General features: G+C 35.6%; 13 protein-coding genes. 8 read left to right on the forward strand and 5 right to left on the reverse strand.

Annotated elements, in window-relative coordinates; all coding sequences use genetic code 11:
- Positions 1 to 52: 52 nt before the first annotated feature.
- From ACHRVZ_RS11385 to ACHRVZ_RS11415, 7 genes are all read left to right on the forward strand, one after another.
- Positions 53 to 817, forward strand: a complete 765-nt coding sequence (locus tag ACHRVZ_RS11385; RefSeq protein WP_395422558.1) for an SDR family NAD(P)-dependent oxidoreductase — start codon at positions 53 to 55, stop codon at positions 815 to 817.
- 6 nt (positions 818 to 823) lie between these two features.
- Complete coding sequence (locus tag ACHRVZ_RS11390) at positions 824 to 1,561, forward strand: (Fe-S)-binding protein (protein ID WP_395422559.1); 738 nt, start codon at positions 824 to 826, stop codon at positions 1,559 to 1,561.
- Between the two features lie 219 nt (positions 1,562 to 1,780).
- Entirely contained in the window at positions 1,781 to 3,154 is a 1,374-nt protein-coding gene (locus ACHRVZ_RS11395) for a lactate utilization protein B (protein ID WP_395422560.1), read from the forward strand.
- A 217-nt stretch (positions 3,155 to 3,371) separates the two neighbouring features.
- Positions 3,372 to 3,956 carry a lactate utilization protein C gene (locus ACHRVZ_RS11400; protein WP_395422562.1) on the forward strand — a complete coding sequence of 195 codons (585 nt, stop codon included), beginning with the start codon at positions 3,372 to 3,374 and terminating at the stop codon, positions 3,954 to 3,956.
- Positions 3,957 to 4,015: 59 nt separating this feature from the next.
- Positions 4,016 to 4,870, forward strand: coding sequence for a fumarylacetoacetate hydrolase family protein (locus tag ACHRVZ_RS11405; RefSeq protein ID WP_395422563.1), 855 nt, complete (start codon positions 4,016 to 4,018; stop codon positions 4,868 to 4,870).
- A gap of 359 nt (positions 4,871 to 5,229) precedes the next feature.
- Positions 5,230 to 6,861: a beta-N-acetylhexosaminidase gene (locus ACHRVZ_RS11410; RefSeq protein WP_395422565.1), complete on the forward strand. Its 1,632-nt coding sequence runs from the start codon at positions 5,230 to 5,232 to the stop codon at positions 6,859 to 6,861.
- Between the two features lie 290 nt (positions 6,862 to 7,151).
- On the forward strand, positions 7,152 to 9,479 hold the full coding sequence (locus ACHRVZ_RS11415) for a family 20 glycosylhydrolase (protein ID WP_395422567.1): 2,328 nt from the start codon (positions 7,152 to 7,154) through the stop codon (positions 9,477 to 9,479).
- A 216-nt stretch (positions 9,480 to 9,695) separates the two neighbouring features.
- Here ACHRVZ_RS11415 and ACHRVZ_RS11420 read toward each other — a convergent pair whose 3' ends face one another.
- Positions 9,696 to 14,339 carry a polysaccharide lyase family 8 super-sandwich domain-containing protein gene (locus tag ACHRVZ_RS11420; RefSeq protein WP_395422568.1) on the reverse strand — a complete coding sequence of 1,548 codons (4,644 nt, stop codon included), beginning with the start codon at positions 14,337 to 14,339 and terminating at the stop codon, positions 9,696 to 9,698.
- Positions 14,340 to 14,652: 313 nt separating this feature from the next.
- On the opposite strand from ACHRVZ_RS11420, the gene cslA reads away from it, so the two are divergent.
- Complete coding sequence (cslA, locus tag ACHRVZ_RS11425) at positions 14,653 to 16,830, forward strand: chondroitinase-AC (RefSeq protein ID WP_395422569.1); 2,178 nt, start codon at positions 14,653 to 14,655, stop codon at positions 16,828 to 16,830.
- A 73-nt stretch (positions 16,831 to 16,903) separates the two neighbouring features.
- On the opposite strand, the gene ACHRVZ_RS11430 is transcribed toward cslA, so the two are convergent.
- The 4 genes from ACHRVZ_RS11430 to ACHRVZ_RS11445 form a co-directional block, all read right to left on the reverse strand.
- Complete coding sequence (locus ACHRVZ_RS11430; RefSeq protein ID WP_395422570.1) at positions 16,904 to 17,698, reverse strand: gluconate 5-dehydrogenase; 795 nt, start codon at positions 17,696 to 17,698, stop codon at positions 16,904 to 16,906.
- An 86-nt stretch (positions 17,699 to 17,784) separates the two neighbouring features.
- Positions 17,785 to 18,918 (reverse strand): DUF4861 family protein, encoded by a 1,134-nt coding sequence (locus ACHRVZ_RS11435; RefSeq protein WP_395422571.1) that lies wholly within the window; start codon positions 18,916 to 18,918, stop codon positions 17,785 to 17,787.
- 124 nt (positions 18,919 to 19,042) lie between these two features.
- Positions 19,043 to 20,509, reverse strand: coding sequence for a sulfatase (locus ACHRVZ_RS11440; RefSeq protein WP_395422572.1), 1,467 nt, complete (start codon positions 20,507 to 20,509; stop codon positions 19,043 to 19,045).
- Between the two features lie 27 nt (positions 20,510 to 20,536).
- Positions 20,537 to 22,111 (reverse strand): DUF4955 domain-containing protein, encoded by a 1,575-nt coding sequence (locus ACHRVZ_RS11445; RefSeq protein WP_395422573.1) that lies wholly within the window; start codon positions 22,109 to 22,111, stop codon positions 20,537 to 20,539.
- Between the last annotated feature and the right edge of the window lie 122 nt (positions 22,112 to 22,233).

Here is a 22,233-nt window from a genome sequence, read left to right on the forward strand (position 1 = left end):
AACTCTGAACACCTAAAAGTCTAATAATCTAAAGATCTAAAAATCTAATAATATGTTTTCATTACAAAATAAAAAAGCAGTTGTTACAGGAGGCGGAAGCGGGATTGGAAAAGCCATTTCGGTTTTATTTGCAAAACAGGGAGCTGAAGTTCATATTGTCGAATTAACAGAAGAAAGTGCAAAAAGCGCTGTTGATGAAATAAAAGCAAATGGAGGAAAAGTATTTTCGCATGCTTGTAATGTTGCGAACCAACAAGAAGTAACAGCAACATTCGAGAAAATCGGAAACATCAATATTCTGGTAAACAATGCCGGAATCGCTAACGTGGGTAAAGTAGATACGACACCCGAAGCCGATTTTGACCGAGTGATGAGCGTGAATGTAAAAGGAGTTTACAATTGCTTACATGCTGCAATACCACAATTTAGAAGTTCTGGCGGAGGTGTTATTGTAAATATGGCTTCTATTGCTGCATGGGTAGGAATCTCTGATCGATTTGCTTATTCTACAGCCAAAGGAGCTGTAATGGCAATGACCTTATCAATAGCGAGAGATTATATGAGCGAGAATATTCGTTGTAATTCTATTTCTCCTGCTCGCGTGCATACGCCATTTGTAGACGGATTTATTGCTAAAAATTATCCTGGTCAGGAAGCAGAAATGTTCGAAAAATTATCAAAGTCACAGCCTATCGGGCGTATGGCAAAACCAGATGAAGTTGCAGCTTTAGCTTTGTTTTTATGCAGCGATGAATCTGGTTTTGTTACCGGTTGCGATTATCCTATAGACGGAGGTTTTATAAAACTAAATAATTAAATTAGAATGAAAGTTGCCTTATTCATACCCTGCTATATAGATCAGTTTTATCCCAATGTGGGTATTGCTACGCTGCAATTATTAGAAAAGCTGGGGTGTGATGTTGCTTTTCCTTTAGAGCAAACCTGTTGCGGTCAGCCAATGGCCAATAGCGGTTTTGCCAGTTTAAGCAAAGGCTGCGATAAAAATTTCGTTAAAAATTTTGCAGGATTCGATTATATAGTAGCTCCATCCGGAAGTTGCGTTTTACACGTAAAAGAGCATTTACATGATGAAGAAAATCCGCAAGAGGTATTACAGATTCGTAACTCAGTTTATGAACTTACAGAGTTTTTAACAGATGTTTTAAAAGTAGAAAGTATTAATGCCAATTTTCCTTTTAAAGTAGGATTGCACAATAGCTGTCACGGACAAAGAGGTCTACATCTTTCGTCAATGACAGAAAGAATGCTGCCTGAATTTTCAAAACCAGAACAATTACTGAAAATGGTAAAAGGCATTACGTTAAGCAAACCAAAACGAAATGACGAATGTTGTGGTTTTGGCGGTACTTTTTGTGTATTTGAAGAAGCGGTAAGCGTAAAAATGGGTAAAGACAGAGTAAAAGAGCACCAAGATAATGAGGTTGATTATATTACCGGAGGAGACACCAGTTGTCTGATGCATCTCGAAGGTATATTAAAACGACAAGGAAGTAAGACCAAAACGATTCATATTGCCGAAATATTGAATGGTTTTTTATAAAAAAAGAATAAAACTGTTGATTGTAGTTTGAACAGATTTTTTTTAACCTGTGTTTCTATGTGTTTTAAATCATAGCCACAGATTAAAGAGAGAAAAAAAAAATCTGCTCAATCTGCAAAATCTGCGTGAAAAAATATCTCATAGATTTAATTTGGAAAGCAACACAGAATCTATGCGTTAAAATAATTATACTCAACAGGGTAGAATAAATATAAAAGTATGACGGTAAAACATGCTGCATTAGCGGAAAAGTTTATAGCAGACGAGCCTAGAACCAATTGGCACGACGAAACCTTGTGGTTTGTTCGTGAAAAAAGGGACAAGGCAGCGCATGGTTTACCGGAATGGGAACAATTAAGAGAGTGGGGTTCGCAGATTAAAAATGCGACACTTTCTAATCTTTCTAATTATTTAAAAGAATTTGAAGAGAAAGCTACAGCCAATGGTATAAAAGTTCATTGGGCTTCAGACGCCAAAGAACACAATGAAATTGTTCATAAAATCATCAAAAAACACGGTATTCAAAAAATTGTGAAGAGCAAGAGCATGCTTACCGAAGAATGTCATTTGAATGAATATTTACAGCAAAATGGTATAGAAGTGGTCGATACTGATCTTGGAGAACGCATTGTTCAATTTCGAAAAGAACCTCCAAGTCATATTGTGTTACCGGCAATTCACTTAAAAAAAGAAGATGTAAGTGCCACTTTTCATGAGCATTTACAAACAGAAAAAGGAAATAATGATCCGCAATATTTAACCGAGGCGGCGAGACAACACTTACGAAATAAGTTTATAGAATCGGATTTAGCGATTACCGGAGTCAATTTTGCCATTGCAGAAACTGGTGGATTTGTAGTTTGTACCAATGAAGGAAATGCCGATATGGGAGCACACACAGCACCTGTACATATTGCGTGTATGGGTTTTGAAAAATTAATTCCAAAAGCAGAACATTTAGCTGTGTTTTTGAGATTATTAGCGAGAAGTGCCACAGGACAGCCAATTACAACCTATTCAAGTCATTTTCATAAACCGAGACCCAATCAGGAAATGCACATTGTGATTGTAGATAATGGTCGCAGTAAACAATTGGGAAGAGAAGATTTTAGAAATTCGTTAAAATGTATTCGTTGTGCAGCCTGTTTTAATACTTGTCCGGTATACCGCAGAAGTGGTGGACATAGTTATCATACCGCCGTTGCAGGACCAATTGGTTCTATTTTAAATCCAAATTTAGATATGAAAGCCAATGCCGATTTGCCTTTTGCATCAACATTATGTGGTAGTTGTACTAACGTATGTCCCGTAAAAATCAATATTCATGAGCAATTATGGAAATGGAGACAAGTAATTGTCTCAGAAGGTTATGTTGCAGGAAGTAAAAAAATAAGTATGAAAGGAATGGATTTTCTGTTCTCGAATCCTAAAATCTATCGTTTGATGGGAAAAATGGGAAGAAAGAGTATGCAGCTATTCCCTTTTATGGTCAACAATAAATTTAATGTTTGGTTCAAACAAAGAGAAATGCCAGTTCCTCCAAAAGAATCTTTTAGAGATTGGTATTTAAAAAATAAGAAAAGCCAAAATTAAAACTATGGATAACTCGTTAAGTTTAATTCGTGAAAAAATATTAAACACATAGAAACATAGATTTTATTTGTAAAAAAGAAGATAAAAAGAAATATATTTCTTGCACATAGATAGCTATGTGTTTTTAAAAAAGTGAAACGCCTTTTTAAGTAAACAAAATCTATGTTTCTATGTGTTAAACAATTTTACCTAACAGGTTAGCAGATAACAATAAAAAATGAATGCAAGAGAAAATATATTGAATGCCATAGCAATGAATCAGCCTGAATTGGTTGAACTTCCTGTTATTGATGTTGCGGCAGTTATTCATTATGAAGATGCTTATGCACAGTTTAAAACGGTGTTGGAAAGCATTGGTGGTAAAGTAGAATTGATTTCGGATTTAGCGGTGCTTAAAAATCAATTAATTGCTGATAAAACAAACGGTAATTTTGTTGTAAATACGATAGCTTCACTAGGAAATGTTGATGAACAAGTAACTTCTTTATCGGCTTTAGAATTAGAAAAAGTAGAAAAAGCCTACGTTGAAGGAACAATTGGAGTAGCCGAAAATGGTGCTGTTTGGGTTTATGAAAGTCAAATGATAAACAGACTTATTCCTTTTATATGCCAGCATTTGGTTTTAGTAATAGAGAAAAAGAACATTGTGAACACTTTGCATCTGGCTTATGAAAAATTAGATGTTTCAAAAGAAGGATTTGGTGCTTTTATAGCTGGGCCATCTAAAACAGCCGACATAGAACAATCATTAGTAATTGGGGCTCATGGAGCGAGAAGCGCAGTGATTTATGTAATTGAATAAGTGATAAAATAATTAATTGAAGAAAGAAGACGAAGTATAATATATTAAATAAGAATAAAATGAAACTAATACGATTTGGAGAAGCCGGTAAAGAAAAACCAGGTATTTTAATTGACGAAAAAAGATTTGACGTATCATCAATTGTTACAGATTACAATGAAGCTTTTTTTGAAGAAAACGGATTAGAGAAATTAAAAAAAGCATTAGAAAGTAATCCAGAATTGCCAGAAGTTGATGCAAATGTACGTTTAGGTTCTCCGGTGGCACGACCTTCAAAAATAATTTGCATTGGTTTAAACTATGTAGATCATTGTTTAGAAACCAATGCGCCAATTCCGGCTGAGCCAATTATCTTTTTTAAGTCAACAACTTCCTTATGTGGACCAAATGATAATTTGATTATTCCGAAGAACAGCGAAAAAACAGACTGGGAAATTGAGTTGGCTTTTGTAGTAGGAAAAAAAGCAAGTTATGTCGAAGAAGCTGAGGCATTAGATTATGTTGCCGGTTATGCTTTGCTTAATGATTACAGTGAAAGAGCTTTTCAGATTGAGCGTGGCGGACAATGGGCAAAAGGAAAAGGATGCGACACATTTGCTCCACTTGGACCATTTTTGGCAACTCAGGACGAAATTGCAGATGTCAATAATATACCAATGTGGTTAACTGTAAACGGGAAAAAGTTCCAAAACAGTAATACCTCAAATCTGGTATTCAAAATTCCATTTTTAGTACATTATTTAAGCCAGTTTATGACATTACTTCCGGGTGATATCATTAGTACAGGAACTCCTCCTGGTGTCGGTTTAGGAATTAAGCCAGAGCCAATTTACATAAAAGCAGGAGATGTAATCGAATTAGGAATGGATGGTTTAGGCAGCAGTAAACAACACGCTGTCGCTTATACAAAATAGATTTAAGTAACTCGTAATTATAGCACTTAGTCCCGAAGTCCAAGACTTCGGGAACAAAGTTTAAACACAATAGTGTCATTTCGACGAAGGAGAAATCACACTAGTAATTCGACATAGATTAATAATATTAGGCGTAGAGTTTCGTATGTGATTTGCTTCGCCTGTTCGCTATCACTCGAGTCTCCTTCGTCGAAATGACAAAAAATGAGCAGACCAATTTTGGTCTAAAATTTATCCCGTCCCTATTTTTCGGGATCGGGATTAAAATATTAGGTAAATTTATTATGCTTTGTTTTTAAGGTGTTATCGTACACACGGCAGGATTTATAGTTTTAACAATAATTAATTCAATAGAAAATATGGTGAAGTCATTTCTCTTTTCGCTTCTATTATGCAGCACATTGTCGTTTGCACAAGAAGTAAATATCATTCCGCAACCGGTTAAAGTGGTTAAAAATGTGGGAAATTTTGTGATTAATGCACAAACTAGCTTAGTGGTGACCAATAAAGAAGATAATGCTTCGGCTACTTTTTTAAATGGTTATTTGTCCGATTATTATGGTTTTGTATTGCCAGTTGTTAAAAAAGCAAGTAAGAACTATATTAAACTAGGAAGCCTTAAAAATATTGCAGGACTTAAAGGCGAAGGTTATAGCTTAGTATCAGATAAAAATGGTGTAGAAATTATTGGAAACTCGGCAATAGGAACTTTCTACGGAATGCAAACACTTATTCAGTTATTGCCTGCAGAAAAAAGTAATAGCCTAGCTATTGCATCAGTAACAGTTAAAGATGAACCTCGTTTTGCTTACAGAGGAGCTATGCTGGATGTTGGACGTCATTTTTTCTCAGTAGCATTCGTTAAAAAGTACATCGATTATTTAGCATTACATAAATTGAATTACTTTCATTGGCATCTAACCGAAGATCAAGGCTGGAGAATTGAAATAAAAAAGTATCCTAAACTTACAGAAATTGGATCTAAAAGAAACGGAAGTATCATAGGCAGATATCCGGGTAAAGGAAGCGATAATACACCAGAAGGTGGTTTTTATACACAAGAAGAAGTAAAAGATATTGTAAAATATGCTTCTGACAGATTTATTACTGTAATTCCAGAAATCGAAATGCCGGGACACAGTGGTGCTGCAATTGCTGCTTATCCTGAGTTAAGCTGTTTTCCTAACGAGAAAACCAATCTTCCGGATAATATGATTTCTAATAAAAGTAAGCAAGAAATGGCAAACGGAAGAAATAAGATCGTTCAGGAAACTTGGGGCGTACATGCAGATGTTTTTGTTCCGACGGAGAATACATTTAAATTTCTAGAAGATGTTTTGGATGAAGTGATTGCTTTATTTCCGTCAAAATACATTCACATTGGAGGAGATGAAGCTCCAAAAGACGCTTGGAAAAAAAGTGAATTTTGCCAAAAAATGATAAAAGAAAAAGGCTTAAAAGATGAACACGGTTTACAAAGTTATTTTATTCAACGCATCGAAAAATATGTGAACGGAAAAGGAAGAACCATAATAGGTTGGGATGAAATTTTAGAAGGAGGTTTGGCACCAAATGCAATCGTAATGAGCTGGCAGGGAGAAGCGGGAGGAATAGCTGCTGCAAAAGAAAACCATCAGGTGATTATGACGCCGGGAAGCCACGTTTATTTAGATCATTCGCAAACCAAAAACGAAAAAGAAGTTACCATTGGCGGTTTCTTGCCATTAGAAAAAGTGTACAGTTACGAGCCAATTCCTAAAGAGTTGAATGAGCAACAAGCAAAATATGTTTTGGGAGCTCAAGGTAATGTATGGACAGAATATATGGCAAATCCTGCGAAAGTAGAGTATATGATATTCCCACGTTTGAGTGCTTTAAGCGAAGTATTGTGGTCGCCAAAAGAAAGCAAAGATTGGTCTCAATTTCAAACAAAAATTGAAATTATGAAAAAACGTTACATCATGTGGGGAGCCAATTATTTTAAAGAGTAATAATACCGCGAAATAATAAAGGCAGTTCAATTTGGGCTGTCTTTCATTATTTGTTTAATTCAAAAATTCACTTTTGTAAGTTGATTGCAATTCGTAAAAAAATATAAAACACATAGAAACATAGATTTTCTGTGTAATAATTAGAGAGGTGAAAAGAAACTAGTTTCTCAAACATAGAACTATGTGTTTTTAACGAAGTGAAACGCCTTTTTATGGCAAACAAAATCTATGATTTTATGTGTTTACAAAATAACCACAAAGTTTTAACTTTTAGCTAATTATATCAAATAATGAAAACCAAAAAAATAACCACAAACTTAATTTTAGCTGTTGCATTAGTATTTTCGATGCATTTGCAAGCACAAAAATCGGTTCATATAATACCAAAGCCCGTAAGTTTAGAAATCAGAGAAGGCAGTTTTTCTTTTGATAATTCTACCGTTATAAAAGTAGATAAGAAAGACAAAGAGGCTGAGAAAGTTGTACATTTTTTTAAAGAATACGTAAAACGAGTTACAGGATTTGAATTAAACAATACAAAAGCAAGCGGAAAAGAGATTGTATTTAGTATCGAAAAAATCAATGAAATTGGAGACGAGGGATATTTACTTTCTGTAAATCCAAAAGCAATTCATATCAAAGCTAATACATCAAAAGGATTGTTCTACGGTGTACAATCGTTGTTGCAGACATTGCCTTTTAGCCGTACAAACGATTTGGTTGAAATTCCTAGCATGGAAATAAAAGATTATCCACGTTTTCGGTGGAGAGGAATGATGCTTGATGTGAGCCGTCATTTTGCTTCTCCGGAATTGGTAAAAGAATTTATTGATTTACTGGCAGCTTATAAAATGAATGTTTTTCATTGGCATTTAGTGGATGGAGCAGGATGGCGTTTAGAAATTAAAAAATATCCTAAACTTACCCAACAAGCGGCTTGGAGAGTTAATGATTGGGGAAAATCGTGGAATTGGGCTGAAATAGAATTTAACGCCGACAGGAGTAAATCGACTTACGGCGGATATTACACTCAGGAACAAGCCAAAGAAATTGTGGCTTATGCCAAAGCAAGAAACATTACAGTTGTACCAGAGATAGAAATGCCAGGGCACTCAGAAGCTGCAATGGCGGCTTATCCGGAACTATCTTGTAATTCTAAAAATAATTTCGCACAATCTGGAAATTTCTTAGCCAGTAAAGTCGAAAGTAATTATTGTGCTGGAAACGATCAGGCCTTTACATTCTTGCAAGATGTATTAACAGAAGTGATGGCAATTTTTCCTTCAAAATATATTCATATTGGAGGAGATGAAGTAGACAAAACAAGCTGGAAACATTGTGCTAAATGTCAAGCTAGAATGAAAACTGAACAATTAAAAGATGAGAAAGAATTGCAAAGCTATTTCATTCGCAGAATGGAAAAATTCTTGGTCGCGAATAACAGAAAAATGATTGGTTGGGATGAAATTCTAGAAGGTGGATTGGCACCGGAAGCAACTGTTATGAGCTGGCGTGGTGAAGCTGGCGGAATCGAAGCGGCCAAGATGGGACATGATGTAGTGATGACGCCTGGTTCGCCCTATTATTTTGACCATTATCAAGGTGATCCTGAAACGGAACCTCTTGCGATTGGAGGATTTAATACCCTGAAAAAAGTATACAATTATGACCCAATTCCGGTAGAATTAACCTCTGAGGAAGCTAAACGAGTTTTGGGTGCGCAAGCCAATTTATGGACAGAATATATCACTACAGCAGAACATGTAAAATATATGATTCTCCCTCGAATGCTGGCATTAGCAGAAGTATTGTGGTCTAAAAAAGAACAGCGTGATTGGAACAATTTTGCCGAACGCTTACAGCCACATTTAGTAGGTTTTGAGCAAAGAGGAATTCGTTATTCAAAAGGGAATTTCAAAGTTGATATTAAGCCAGTAGTCGAAAACAATAAACTTTTTATTGAACTTGATACAGACCAAGTAGGTGCCGTAATTTATTATACAACTGATGGAAGTGCTCCGTCGATAAACAGTATTAAATATGAAAAACCATTTGTAGTAAATAGTTCTATGACAGTAAAAGCAATCACGGTTTTAAATAACAAAATACTGAGTGCAAAACCAGCAGAGCAATCCTTTACTTTTAATAAAGCTACGGGAAAAACAATAAGTTATACAAATGCCAGCAGTACTCATTATCGCGCTAATGGAGTTAATACCTTAATTGATGGTTTTAGAGGCACAAAAGACATAGGCAAACAGTGGCACGGATTTAATGAGAATGATTTAATTGCCACTATAGATTTGGGCGCAAGCACATCAATAAGCAGTATTACTTTGGGCTGTATTCAAAATTGGAGCCAATGGATATTTTTACCGCAATATGTAAAATTCGAAATATCTCAAGATGGCATTACTTTTAAAGAAGTAAAAACAGTTACAAACGCTATTGCAGCTTCTGAAAAAGATATTCAAATAAAAGACTTCACAGCTCAGTTTACAGAGCAAAAAGCCAAGTTTGTGCGTGTTACAGCCAAGAATTTAGGTCAGTGTCCAAAAGGTCATCCTGGAGAAGGACAATCGGCATGGTTGTTTGTGGATGAGATTATGGTGGAATAAATTAATCATAATTTAGTATTCATTTTTAGATAAACTTCGGCACTTAGTAGATTTTGATACCTGGTTATTAATTGCATTAATTTTTGAAATTTATCATTTAAAATTGATCAAGGCACTTAGATTTATCAATTATATTTTATTTTCTTAATAAGAAAACCTCGCAATTGCGAGGTTTTTTGTTTATATTCTTTAGCGGTTATCGTTGTGGTTGAGAAATTATTTCTTTATGAATTTATAATTTTTGTTTACCCTATTTATCTTTAAAATATAGGTGCCACTAGGTAAAGTACCTACATAAATTGCACCTGTTACATTCTTGAATTCCCGAACAATTTTTCCCGTTAGATTTAAGATAAGAATGTCTAGTTTCTCATTTTGTTTGGGAGTTAAAATATTCAAATAATCGGTTGTTGGATTTGGATACAAACTAATTTCTTCGATGTCAAGTTCCGATATCAAATCAGTTTCTTTATTTTTATTTTTTGCAGGTTTACCAGTTATTTTTAATGCTTGTGCAACAGGTAGAGCCATATCATATATGTTATTACCCAGTTGTGAAGCAGTAATTATACAGGTTCCTTTGTCAAGAATAATTACCGTATTACCATTTATTGTAACCATATCAATGTTGGAACTGGTGTAAGTTATAGGTAAACCAGATGAAGTTGTGGCCATTAAGTTAAATGGCGAATCATCAGTTTTTTTCTTTGGTATTTCATTAAATACAATAGTTTGTGCAATGGGCTGTACTGTTAATGTTTTTGTTATTTGTTCGGCAATGTCATACCTGTTATTACCCAACTGCGAAGCCATAATTGTACTTGTACCTTTTCCTGTAATAGTTACTGTGTTGTCAATTATAGTGGCTACGTCAGTATTAGAACTCGTATAACTAACAGATAAACCAGATGAAGCTGTAGCGGTTAAATCAAATGGAGAATCCGATGTTATTTTTGTTGGTAATGCAGTAAAATTTATAGTTTGTGGAGTAAGATCAACTGTTAATTTTTGTTCAGCATCTGTAGCAGCATCATATATATCGTCACCAAGCTGCGAAGCTGTAATTGTACTTGTACCTTTCCCGATAATAGTTACAGTACTTCCGCTAATTGTAGCCACAGCAGTATTAGAACTGGTGTAACTAACCGGTAAAAATGAAGTGGCTGTAGCATTTAAATCAAATGAGGAATCACTGGTTGTTTTTGTCGGGATTGCATTAAAGGTTATGGTTTGTGGTGTAAGTACTCGTGATAATAGAATTTCTACAGGTAGTCCATCAACCACTGTAAATTGTACGGTGGTTTGGCCGTTTGCTGTGCCTGTAATACTCGCATTAGTATTAGGTTGTGAAATTTGCCAATTTGTTCCCTTTATGGTGATGTTTATTTGTTTGCTTACAGATGGAGTAAATTCTCTATATTTAAATCCTAAATCTGGATTATTTACGGCTATTTTAAGATTCTTTTGCACCGAATCATATTGTGACATAACCAAACAAGGGTAATCAACAGCGGTCAAATATCCTGTGTTGTTCATTCCTGAAAGTGCTTCAAAGAAAGCATATCCAAAAATAGAATTTGACGCAGGGGTAGGTTTGTATTCTAAGATGTGAGCAATATTATCTTTTTGAAGAACTGTATATGGTTTGTTTCCGGTAGTAATCTGACTGTCTAAATTGGTCATGTCAGTACTTGTGGCTTGCGGTATACACACATATTCGTATCCTTTGTTTGACGGAGCAGTTCCATGATCAATGTAGCCTATAGCGTAATTCCCGGTTGGATTGGCGGAAATATTTTGAGCAGCGATTGGTATGTTGTGCTGTGGAGTTTGTTGATCGGCCCTTGTCAATTTAATCGTACCGCTTCCTGCTAATACATAAAAACCGGTGCTGAAGTTGTCCACAATCCAGTGATTATTAGTATCAGTATAAGAATTGTCATAAGAGCTTCCCTGCAGCAAATTGCTGTCCACGCTTACGTCCTCTTTTCCTGTTGTAGCCTTGCGTTGATACAATGTTGTTAATGTATTATTTGTCGCATCGTTGTTGCCGATATTAGACCCAAGACAAATTAACATATTGTCAAATGTAAAAACGGATTTTTTGAAAACAAATGTTGCGTTATGATTATCTACAGCAGAATAAGTGTTGGATCCCCAAGCTCTTCCCTGTGCCTCCTGAAAGTCCATGGCAAACATTCCGTAAGTACCGTGAATTGCTTTTAGATAATTGCTATTTTTATTTATGAAACTCAAAGAGCCCGCAAATTTTTTCTGTTGTCTTTCATCAATACTGGTTTTCTCTGCATGAAGTTTATCCCATGGAAGTCTTATAACCGTGGTACCAGGGTTGTAATTCCAGTTCCAGGTAGTTACATCATATCCGTTTCCTGTGAGGGCATCTCCAGGATAAACGATATTAACGGCACCGTAACTTTGATAACGTCCAAAACGGTTCGCATCTGCATAAGTCTCTGTGCCAAACATATTATCATTAAATCCTTTGCATATTGCCAGCCATCCGTTTTTACGATAAACGCCTGCTATACTATGATTGAACTGAAAATATCCCTCGTTGAAAGAAGCTTTTGTACCATCAGCAAATGGTGCATAACCGCCCCATAGACGAACATACATATTGGCCATAACAGGATCAGAAGCTCCGGTACCAAGAATGCTTCCACCAGCGACGGCCATATTACGGAAATCATATCTGCTTATGTTAGTAGCGACTTCTTCGGGTTTCCTTCCTGCCATGGTCAGGAATCGGGTAGTGGCATCATTGGTAAACATTAGTTGAGCCATGATTGCATCTCTATAACGCAGATAGCCAGAGGTACTTATCTCGAAAGAAGTTTCTTTTAAGTCATATATTATATTTGCTGCATAACTTAGATCATACATATAAGATGGATAGGATGCCCAATGATGAAATCCGGAACCGTCTGGTTTTATTCCATCATAAGTTCCTGGAGTATAAGAGGTAAAATGATCCATCATACGCTTAAATGCAGTCATGTAGCGAAAACGTTCATCAGCAGCGTCTATCCATTTTACGTAGGCCATAGTAACAACTCCTGAATTTCCTATATGATCTATATTGATCCCTCCAACATAATTTGTTTCCCATATATGGTCAAAATTATTTTGTTGATATAGTACATTATCAAACAAGCTTTTTACATATGAGTTCTCTTTAATACTTGGTATAAGTATGGCAGGTTGTGCAAAATTTCTATAGGAATATTGGTTGTAGTCCAGAGGTAATGTTCCTTTACATACACGGTCTGATACTAACCATACTGTGTAAAGGGCTTTTATGTATATGTTAGTAGTGTCCTCGGGATGGAATTTTAGATATTGGGCAAAGGTTTTTAAAAACGATACCTGATTATAGTCGGTAACATTTGTTGTTGCGGTAATGTTGTATCCGTTTACTGTAATGCCAAGTGCATTGTAACTTGCGATGGCACTATTTAAAGCTGCGGTTGTTGGTTCGGTAGTGCCTAAATAAGAATCGGAAAAACGCTGATATATTGTCTCTATTTCTGCTTCGACCGTTGTGTTAGAGGCTACCAATGGTAAGTCAGGTGTTTGAGTGTAGGAGCAGGCTGGAATTGGTGGTGGCGATGTTAATACCTGATAGCGTACTTTTCCAGCAGGATAGCTTACAGCGTTGGTATAGCCAGTTGTAGATTGAATTGTTCCAAAGCTTCCCGTGATGGCTCCAGTTGATTGTACGAAATCAAATTGTGATCCGGCTTGAGTTGAATTAATGAAATTAACGTTTAGTGTTGTCGGAGTTCCTATATTAGTGGCTCCTGTCACGTTTAATTGATCATAATCAGTGCCGGGAGTTGATGATCCTTTAACTTGCACGCGAATACTGCCATTATTGTTTAAAGTAAAATTACCGCTTACCTGTAGAATTCTAGTATTGTTTATGCCGGTGCTGGTGCCAAATTGCAATGAATTTAACGTTAAATTCCCGTTTATAAATACATTTCCTGCTGCTGTTGCTAAGAAAGTGTTGTCAATATTAAGTTGATTAAGTACTGCTCCGCTAGGATCAAAATTAATTACAGTAGTATTGTTTCCATCCGTAGAAAGTAATCCTGTTGTTGCAGAGATTGTAAGGTTAGATGTGGCAGAACCTTTTATTAAATTGTATGGACTAACGCCTCCTTGTTTGATCGAGGATACCTGTAAGTTAAAGCCAGCCAGATCAAGTATAACAGGATTGGCTTGGGTGGCGTTAACAAATAAAACAGGACTATATAGTTTACAGTTGCCTGATAATAAGCGATTTTTTGTAAGTATAAGACCAATACTTTGACTGGCTTTATTGATAACGCCTGTATTGAGCTGGACGAGATTAATGGTTTTTCCAATACCGCCCAAATAGACGCCCCTGTTGCTGGCATTATCATGAATGGCTGTACTTCCGGTGACATCTCCATTAGCATTGAAAAAATTACTACCGGATGTTGCGGTCAGTGTTTTAATGGTTCCGTTCCAGGTTAAAAGCCCCGTAATATTAAATGAAGCTCCAGTAGCGTTATTATTATGGATGATTTTTCCTCCCTGATTAATAGTCAGAGCTGTAATAGACATTGCAGTTGTGGCGGTAATACTGACTGTACCACCATTCAAAATAATCAGATTGTCTGTTGCGGTAATCGTAACTGTGGTTAATCCTGTAAATCCATCCGGATTGGTAGTCCAGTTGGTATTAACCGTTCCGGTATTTCCTGCTAGTGTTGCAGATGCAGATGCTGTGTAAAAATCCGTAGCAAGAGCTTTAGGTACGAAGCTGCAGAAAATCAGCAACATATAAAAGAGGTGTAGTTTTGCTTTCATGTTTTTTGGTTAGATTGTTAATACTGGTTTCAAACAAAGTTATTTTGATATGAATTTTTAAAAGGGAATAATCTTCCTTATTAAGGTTAAAAACCTCCTTATTTGGTTGGTTTGTAGATTTAAATTTCCCGATTTAATTATTTTTGTGAAGCTTCCTTCTGATAAAAACGAAGGCTAAATTTTAAACCGTATTACATTTTTCTTGTAATTTTTTTGCAGGTGATACAATTTGTTTTTTTAATTGAAGATGTAATATGTTTGATTTAGTCTCTTACCATAAGAGGCAGATTTCCAATAATTTTAACCATAAAAAATGAAAAAAAATATCCTTTCTCTATTTTTTGGATGCAGTAGCGCTGTAATGTTGGCTTCGTCTTTATCGTTTATGCCATGTTCAACTTCAAAAGTTTGGACTGATTCGACATTTGTGAATAAAAATCCCAATATGAAGCAAGTCTATAAAACAATCACAGACCGACTAGTTGAGGATTTGACCCTAGGATATTCTAGTAATAAGGTAACAATCAAAAATATTAGCAATATAGAATCAGACGGAAGCTGGCCAGAGATAGATTATGCCAGTAAAGCCATTACCGTTTGGCCTCCAACCGAACATTTGGAAAAGCTGGAAACTTTGGTTAAAGCATACATCACAAAAGAGAGTGGCTTTTATGGTGATGATAAAGTATTTGAACAGATTAATAATGCATTTCAGTATTGGTGTAAACTTGATCCCAAAAGTGATAATTGGTGGTTTAATGAAATTGGAACTCCTCAAACTTTAGGCGAATTGCTTATCATGATGAGTCATGGCAACAAAAAACTTGATAAAGATTTACAACTGCAGCTTATTGAAAGGATGAAAAGAGGTGTTGTCGAAAAACAGGCAGGAGCCAATAAAACAGATATTGCGCTTCATTATTTTTACAGAGCCTTGTTAACAGAAGATGATGGCTTGCTGGCGTTATCTGTTAAGGAAATTTTTAGTCCAGTTCGTTTGGTTTATAACGAAGAAGGTTTGCAGTATGACAACTCATATATGCAGCACGGGCCCCATTTGTATATAGGTGGTTATGGGGATGTATTTATTAACGGAGTTTTTAAAATGGCGAGTTATTTAAGAGAAACTCCTTATGCTTTGGCTCCTGAAAAATTAATGCTTTTGTCGAACTATTACGAGAATAGTTATCTTAAAACAATTCGTGGAAAATACAGTGACTTTAATGTTTATGGTCGCGGAATAAGCAGGCCTAATAAATTAAACGCTCAGGGAGTAACAAAACAATTGCTAATTGCTAAGATGATTGATCCTGAAAAATCTGCTGATTGGGACAACGCTATTGCCCGAATTGATAGTACAGTTACACCTTCCTATAATATCGCGCCAACGCACACTCAATATTTTAAGGCCGATTATACGCTACATATAAGACCAAACTATTCGTTTAATGTGCGTATGGTAAGCAAACGTACCAAGCGTTGTGAAGCAGGTAATAATGAGAATGTCTTAGGACGATATTTATCAGACGGAGCGACTAATATTCAGGTAAATGGTCCCGAATACTATAACATTATGCCCATTTGGGAGTGGGATAAAATTCCGGGTACAACCAGTAGAGATTATGTAACCGATAAACCAATGACAGTATTTTGGGGTGAACAGGGAACTAATGATTTTGCAGGAGGAGTAAGCGATGGCGTATATGGAGCAAGTGCCTATGCGCTTGATTATGACAATCTTCAGGCAAAAAAAGCATGGTTCTTTTTTGATGATGAAATAGTGTGCTTAGGTACAGATATTAAGAGTGATACACCAGAAAATATTACCACTACTATTAACCAGAGTTGGTTTAGAGGAAATGTTATGAATTCGCTGGAAAAAAATGCAATTGTAAATGATGTGACGATCACAGGTAAAAGAAAATTTAATACATGGTTTTTGCATGATAATGTTGGTTACTATTTTCCACAAGGAGGCGATATTACATTGAGTACAAGTCAGCAAAAAGGAAATTGGTATCATATTAATGATTCTTATTCTAAAGATGAGATTACTGGGAATGTATTTAAACTATGGCTTAATCATGGTGCAAAACCAATAAATGCCAATTATGCTTATATCGTGCTTCCAGATGCAAAAAGCGCGGCTGATATGAAAAAGGTTAAAGCTAAAAAAATACAAATAGCCGCTAATAATTCAAATGTACAAGCAGTTTACCATAAACCATTAGAAATAATACAGGCTGTTTTTTACCAACCTGGTTCTCTAAAGATTTCATCATTAGAAATTAAAGTCGATAAAGCCTGCATAGTGATGATAAAGAATTTTAAGGGAGAACCTATAGTTTCTGTAGCAGATCCTTTATACAAAGAAAAAAACGCAACCTTAACTATTACAAAAACTAGCAGCAGTAAGGTAAAAACCTTTAACATTGATTTTCCTCAAAACGAATATGCAGGATCAACCGTTGAGGTAAAGGAATCAAAATAATGAAAAAAAGATTGTAAACAAAAAGGCCGAACAAAAGTTTTGTTCGGCTTTTTTTATTTCCTTTTATAAGATATTAATCTTCATTTGATGGTTTTCCAATAGTTGCAAGTATCCCACCATCAACATACAGAATATGTCCGTTTACAAAATCACTTGCTCTTGAAGACAAGAAAATTGCAGCACCTTGTAAATCATTAGGATCACCCCAACGATTTGCTGGAGTTCGACTAATGATGAAATCGTTGAACGGATGCCCGTCTACTCTAATGGGAGCTGTTTGGCTGGTTGCAAAATATCCTGGTCCAATTCCATTAATCTGTATGTTGAATTTGGCCCATTCAGTAGCCATATTTTTTGTTAGCATTTTCAAACCTCCTTTTGCAGCAGCATAAGCACTTACAGAATCTCTGCCTAATTCACTCATCATAGAGCAGATATTTATAATTTTTCCTCCACCACGCTGAATCATTCCTTTGGCAACATTTTTCGAAACAATAAAAGGACTGATTAAATCTACATTTATTACGGCTGCAAAATCTTTGACTTCCATTTCAATAATTGGAGTTCTTTTTATAATTCCGGCGTTGTTAATCAAAATATCGATTGGGCCAACTTCGGCTTCGATTTTTTTTATGTTTTCGATTACAGCTGCTTCATCGGTTACATCAAAAATATATCCGTAAGCTTCAATTCCTTCAGCTTTATATTCTGCAACAGCATTGGCAACCGCCTCTGTTGATGAAAGATCATTTACTACAATTTTAGCACCTGCATGTCCAAGCCCTTTTGCCATTGCCATTCCAAGCCCATGAACTCCGCCTGTAACAAGCGCTGTTTTTCCAGTTAAATCAAACAAGTTTACTGACATTTTTTTGGTTTTTTTTATTAATAGTTATTCTAGTTTTTTTAATCGCTTTATTTCTCGCAAGTATTCTAAGTTTTTAATGAGGCGTGTTATTTTACACTTACAATTAAAGGCTCGTTTATCTGCTGATAAAAATTATTCAGATAGTTTTGCCATTGTTTGGCATTGGTAATTTTTCCTGCTTTGTCCCAGGCTGCTCCTGCATAGTAAATAACAGGAACATTATTTTTCACTTCTGTTTTAGCTAAAATTTGCTTTTTAGTAACCATCATATTGCTTACAGGCGTGGTTAACAAAGTTCCAACACCAGTTGTACCATCTTGACCATGAATAGGCTCCCAGTATCCCATAATACCTTGTTGTTCGTTTAATGTTATGGTACCAGTTTCAGGTCTTTTGATTATTCCCACCACTACAGGTAATGGTTTTTCACTGTCAAAAGAATACACATTTTCGATTCTGTTAAGCTGAGAACCCGCATCAAGCGAAATAGTTTTTGTGGCTTTAACGTTTATTCCGTTAACATTCCAGGTATCGTATGTCAATTGAAATGTACTTCGTAAAGGACCGTTATCCAGTACTTTCCATTGATGATAATTTGCCGAATAATAAATAGAATCGTTTACGTACGGTGCCATATTTCCTGCGCCTAATGAAAAACCTACATGATAATAATCCATTCCGTCGCCGTGATCTATATGATATTCATTTCGCTTATATCTTTCATTGATTACAAGTTTATCAGTACGTTTAACCCACACATCCAAACCATAAGCATCTTCTTTTGATTTTTCTATTGCTTTACCGTAAGTGCGAAAAGCGATTTTGTCATTTTCCCATGCAAAATCATCTTTGCGTTCCGGTACATAACGGCAATAGGTTTTTGCAACGAAAGTTTCCGGTTTTCCTTTTTGTATCAGAATATTGAACGATGATTTGGCTTTAACATCTACTTGTACCAGCAAATTTTGAATTGCCGGTAATCCGCGATGCTCTAATTGAAATGGAACTTGCTTTTTGGTAACCGAATTAAGAACAACAAAATTAGCCGTATCTATTTGAGGGTAATTTGAAATGACAGTTTTCCATGGTATCGAAACAACAGTTTCTTTTCTTTCCAAATCTGAATTGTTTTGGACGGAAACAGTTACTTTGTTTTGTGCTAAAATGGTTAAAGGCAAAAGAATAAAAGTAAAGCCTAAAAATATTTTTATAGTTTTCATTCGTAAATTTATTTGTTATTTGTCATATGTGTTATGCTTTGCCTGCTCTATAAGTAGGCTTCGAAATTGGAATAGAATACAGGTAGTCTGAAAGATCTTTAAAATAAGTAAAACAATATCGATCCTATTGTTTCTCTACTACAAATGCATCTCCGGTTTTTTGTAGCCATTGATTTAAAACAGGCTCAAGTTTTTTGACCATTTTATGGTTGGGGTCATAAATGTTATTCATTTCAAAAGGATCGGCTTTCAAATCAAATAAAACAAATTCTGCTTTTGCTTTTTTTCTTACATAGGCGAATTTGTAATCAGCGGTGCGAATGCCTCTAAAACCTGAATTTATCTTTGCGTTATTACTTAAAATTGCTCCAAGTATATATTGTTCAGATGGTTTTGTCCCAGTCCCGTTGAGGTAATATTGGGCGTAACTTTTGCCGTCTATTTCTTTAGGAGTTTTGTTTTTTAGCCCCATTAAGTCCAAAAGAGTAGGGTAGATGTCAGGAATGCTTCCTAAAAATTGATTGTCTTTTCGTGGCAAAATATGACCTTTCCAATACATTATAAACGGGATTCTTAATGACTCTTCATAAATATTATTTTTCGAAACTTCATTGTGTTTGCCTAAGCAGTTTCCATGATCAGACATGATAAGTACGATAGTGTTATCGTCTATTTTTTGATCTTTTAATCCTTGAATGATTCGGCCTATTTGTTCGTCGATTCCAGTAATATTAGCATAATAATAGCGAACATCTTTTCGGTATTCATCACCGCTTTTTGTTCCTGCTGCTGGAATGTTTGGATCTTTTACTAACGAGTCTAAAGGCACGTCTTTGTATAAATCGTAATAATTTTGGGGAACCAATTGGTATTCTGAGTGCGGTGGATTCATTGAAACAACTAATGAAAAAGGAGCACCTGCTTCGCGAAGTTTTCCATCTTCATTTTTCAAATAAGCCAAAGCTTTGTCGGCTTCATGAATAGGCCCCCATTGGTTCACGTATTGAAAATTATCTCTTGTGGCATTCGTATCCCAATACATTGGTTTATTGTGCACATCGTAGGTTCCATAGGCGTACCAATAGTCAAAACCATGTCTTCTGTCCGGTGAGGTCCACTCATTCCATGCTACATTTCCTATGTTATTTGAAGTTGGGACATAAGGCTTATACGGAGAATCCAAATGCCATTTTCCAATATAACCATTCGAATATCCGTTGGCTTTTAAAACATCCGACCAACAAATTGCGTCCTTTTTCAATTCGATACCGTCTGGTGCTGAGCTTGAATTTACATTGCTGTAAACATGGTTCTTAATTGGGTATTGTCCGGTCATAAGCATAGCTCTGGCCGGAGAACACACAGGATAATTACTGACCATTTGCTCCATTACCAGGCTCTCTTTGGCAAATTTATCCAGCTGAGGTGTTTTTACAGGTTCTTTTCCCTCAAAACCAACTGCCTGACCTCGCCATTGATCTGCTATAATAATCAATAAATTGGGTTTTGTTTTTTGCTTAAGCGCAGTTTGGGCATTGGTTAGAGTACCTGCTATTAGTACTCCTAACACCATTATTGAGCGTTTAATCATAGTTTTTAGTTTAATGGTTTTATCTATTTAAAATTTACGTTCAAGTGTTTTAAGCCACTCGGGTATTTTTTTTAGTCTTAACTTTAATTGAGCTTCATAAAGAGAAGCCGGTTCAACAGGTTTACCAAACGATTCTGACTGACCTAATTGCTCCATTTTAAAAGTTGTACCTTCACTTGTATAGCCCACAATTATTGGATTTGGTATTTTAAACCATTCATATACTTTTGATGGAGGCCAAAACTCAAAGTCTTTTCGAGGTTTATTGGTTTGCTTGTAATTCCAAAGTACTAAACCCTGCATATGATTGGGCATATTTTCTAATGCTCCACCCGCACGATCATTCAGTAAACCGCCTTGAACGCCATCAAGCAATGTATTTCTTGGCTGGCTGGAATGTGATTCAAAACAGGAAGTAGCAGGATAAGTACATTTCCAAATTACAGTATTCATAGAGCCGTGTGAAGAACCAAACGAATGCCATTGTGAGGCTTCATCGACACAATTCGCAATCAATACATTGGTAGATCCATTAGCGTTTATAGCCTGATGTCCTGCGTTGCCGTCAATTTTACAGTTTAAGACTGATATATTAGCACTTTGCGCGATTGTTGCTGCAACACTGCAATCTGTAAAACGGCAATTTTTCATCCATGAATTGGTACTTCTCCTAAAATTAAACATACTAAAACCACTATCGTCTTGCCACGAACGATGATGCACAAATTTCTCTTTCCAGTTACCCACAAATGCGATGTCTTCTATTCCAATTTCTTCACTGTTGGCAAATTTATAAACATCCCAATTGTATTTTGGATCAACATTATAAGAGATTGGTGCATAAAGCGTTAGTGTATTGTTTTTTATGTTTTTAATTTGATAAAAAACCTTAACATCTATTCCTTTCTCAATAAGATAAGTCCATTCAGGTTCAACTTTATTATCTTTTAATTCTGATGCGATTAAGTCTTTATCGTTGTTTAATACTCTTAAAATTATCCAGTCTCCTTCTTTTAATCCTTCAGTTGTATTTAATTTTAAAGCAAATTCACCAACAGCTGCTGCTGCGGTGACTTGTCCTATTTTTTTATCAGTACCGCCGCTGCCAAAAATAAATAATGGTGGAACAGTCCACATTTTAGCGGGATCAGCTGGCGGAAGAACATTTTTCATAAATAGCTCAGTACCTTCAGTACCAGAACCGCTTCCTCTGAAAATAATGTGCCCCTTTTTTGAAATTATAGAAGTAGGGGCATCATCATTTTCATTCACCAAAAACCTCCCTTTAGGAAAAAAAACAATTCCCGAACCATTTTTATTTGCAGCTTCAATAGCTTTTTGTATGGCTATTTTATCTGAAATAGTATCATTAGGTTTTGCGCCAAAAGAAGTGACGTCAAAAACTTTGTAATCAGTAACATTAGGAATTCCCTTTTCTCCCTGATGGTACCCAACGTATGAGAAATCAGGCAGCACTTTCCTGTCTTTTTTATAATCCTGAAATATTTTGGATTCATTTTGAGCAGATACCGATATTATAGCAAACAGATTCAAAATAGTAATGAGCCTTTTTTGAAGCTGTATTTTATTGTAATTGTTCATTTTAATATATTTTAATTAAGATATCAAACATTACTTTTTCTTGTAGTATAAAAATATTTTGAACATAGAAACCTAAATTTAGAAAATAGGTCTCTATGTATTAAAAATAGTTGTGCTACAAG

Source organism: Flavobacterium sp. FlaQc-57, assembly GCF_044007395.1.
Taxonomy (GTDB): Bacteria; Bacteroidota; Bacteroidia; order Flavobacteriales; family Flavobacteriaceae; genus Flavobacterium.

Bases quoted from the DNA above. Each gene is read 5' to 3' on its own strand.
- ACHRVZ_RS11385 (WP_395422558.1), top strand. From the start codon at position 53: ATGTTTTCATTACAAAATAAAAAAGCAGTTGTTACAGGAGGCGGAAGC.
- ACHRVZ_RS11390 (WP_395422559.1), top strand. From the start codon at position 824: ATGAAAGTTGCCTTATTCATACCCTGCTATATAGATCAGTTTTATCCC.
- ACHRVZ_RS11395 (WP_395422560.1), top strand. From the start codon at position 1,781: ATGACGGTAAAACATGCTGCATTAGCGGAAAAGTTTATAGCAGACGAG.
- ACHRVZ_RS11400 (WP_395422562.1), top strand. From the start codon at position 3,372: ATGAATGCAAGAGAAAATATATTGAATGCCATAGCAATGAATCAGCCT.
- ACHRVZ_RS11405 (WP_395422563.1), top strand. From the start codon at position 4,016: ATGAAACTAATACGATTTGGAGAAGCCGGTAAAGAAAAACCAGGTATT.
- ACHRVZ_RS11410 (WP_395422565.1), top strand. From the start codon at position 5,230: ATGGTGAAGTCATTTCTCTTTTCGCTTCTATTATGCAGCACATTGTCG.
- ACHRVZ_RS11415 (WP_395422567.1), top strand. From the start codon at position 7,152: ATGAAAACCAAAAAAATAACCACAAACTTAATTTTAGCTGTTGCATTA.
- ACHRVZ_RS11420 (WP_395422568.1), bottom strand. From the start codon at position 14,339: ATGAAAGCAAAACTACACCTCTTTTATATGTTGCTGATTTTCTGCAGC.
- cslA (WP_395422569.1), top strand. From the start codon at position 14,653: ATGAAAAAAAATATCCTTTCTCTATTTTTTGGATGCAGTAGCGCTGTA.
- ACHRVZ_RS11430 (WP_395422570.1), bottom strand. From the start codon at position 17,698: ATGTCAGTAAACTTGTTTGATTTAACTGGAAAAACAGCGCTTGTTACA.
- ACHRVZ_RS11435 (WP_395422571.1), bottom strand. From the start codon at position 18,918: ATGAAAACTATAAAAATATTTTTAGGCTTTACTTTTATTCTTTTGCCT.
- ACHRVZ_RS11440 (WP_395422572.1), bottom strand. From the start codon at position 20,509: ATGATTAAACGCTCAATAATGGTGTTAGGAGTACTAATAGCAGGTACT.
- ACHRVZ_RS11445 (WP_395422573.1), bottom strand. From the start codon at position 22,111: ATGAACAATTACAATAAAATACAGCTTCAAAAAAGGCTCATTACTATT.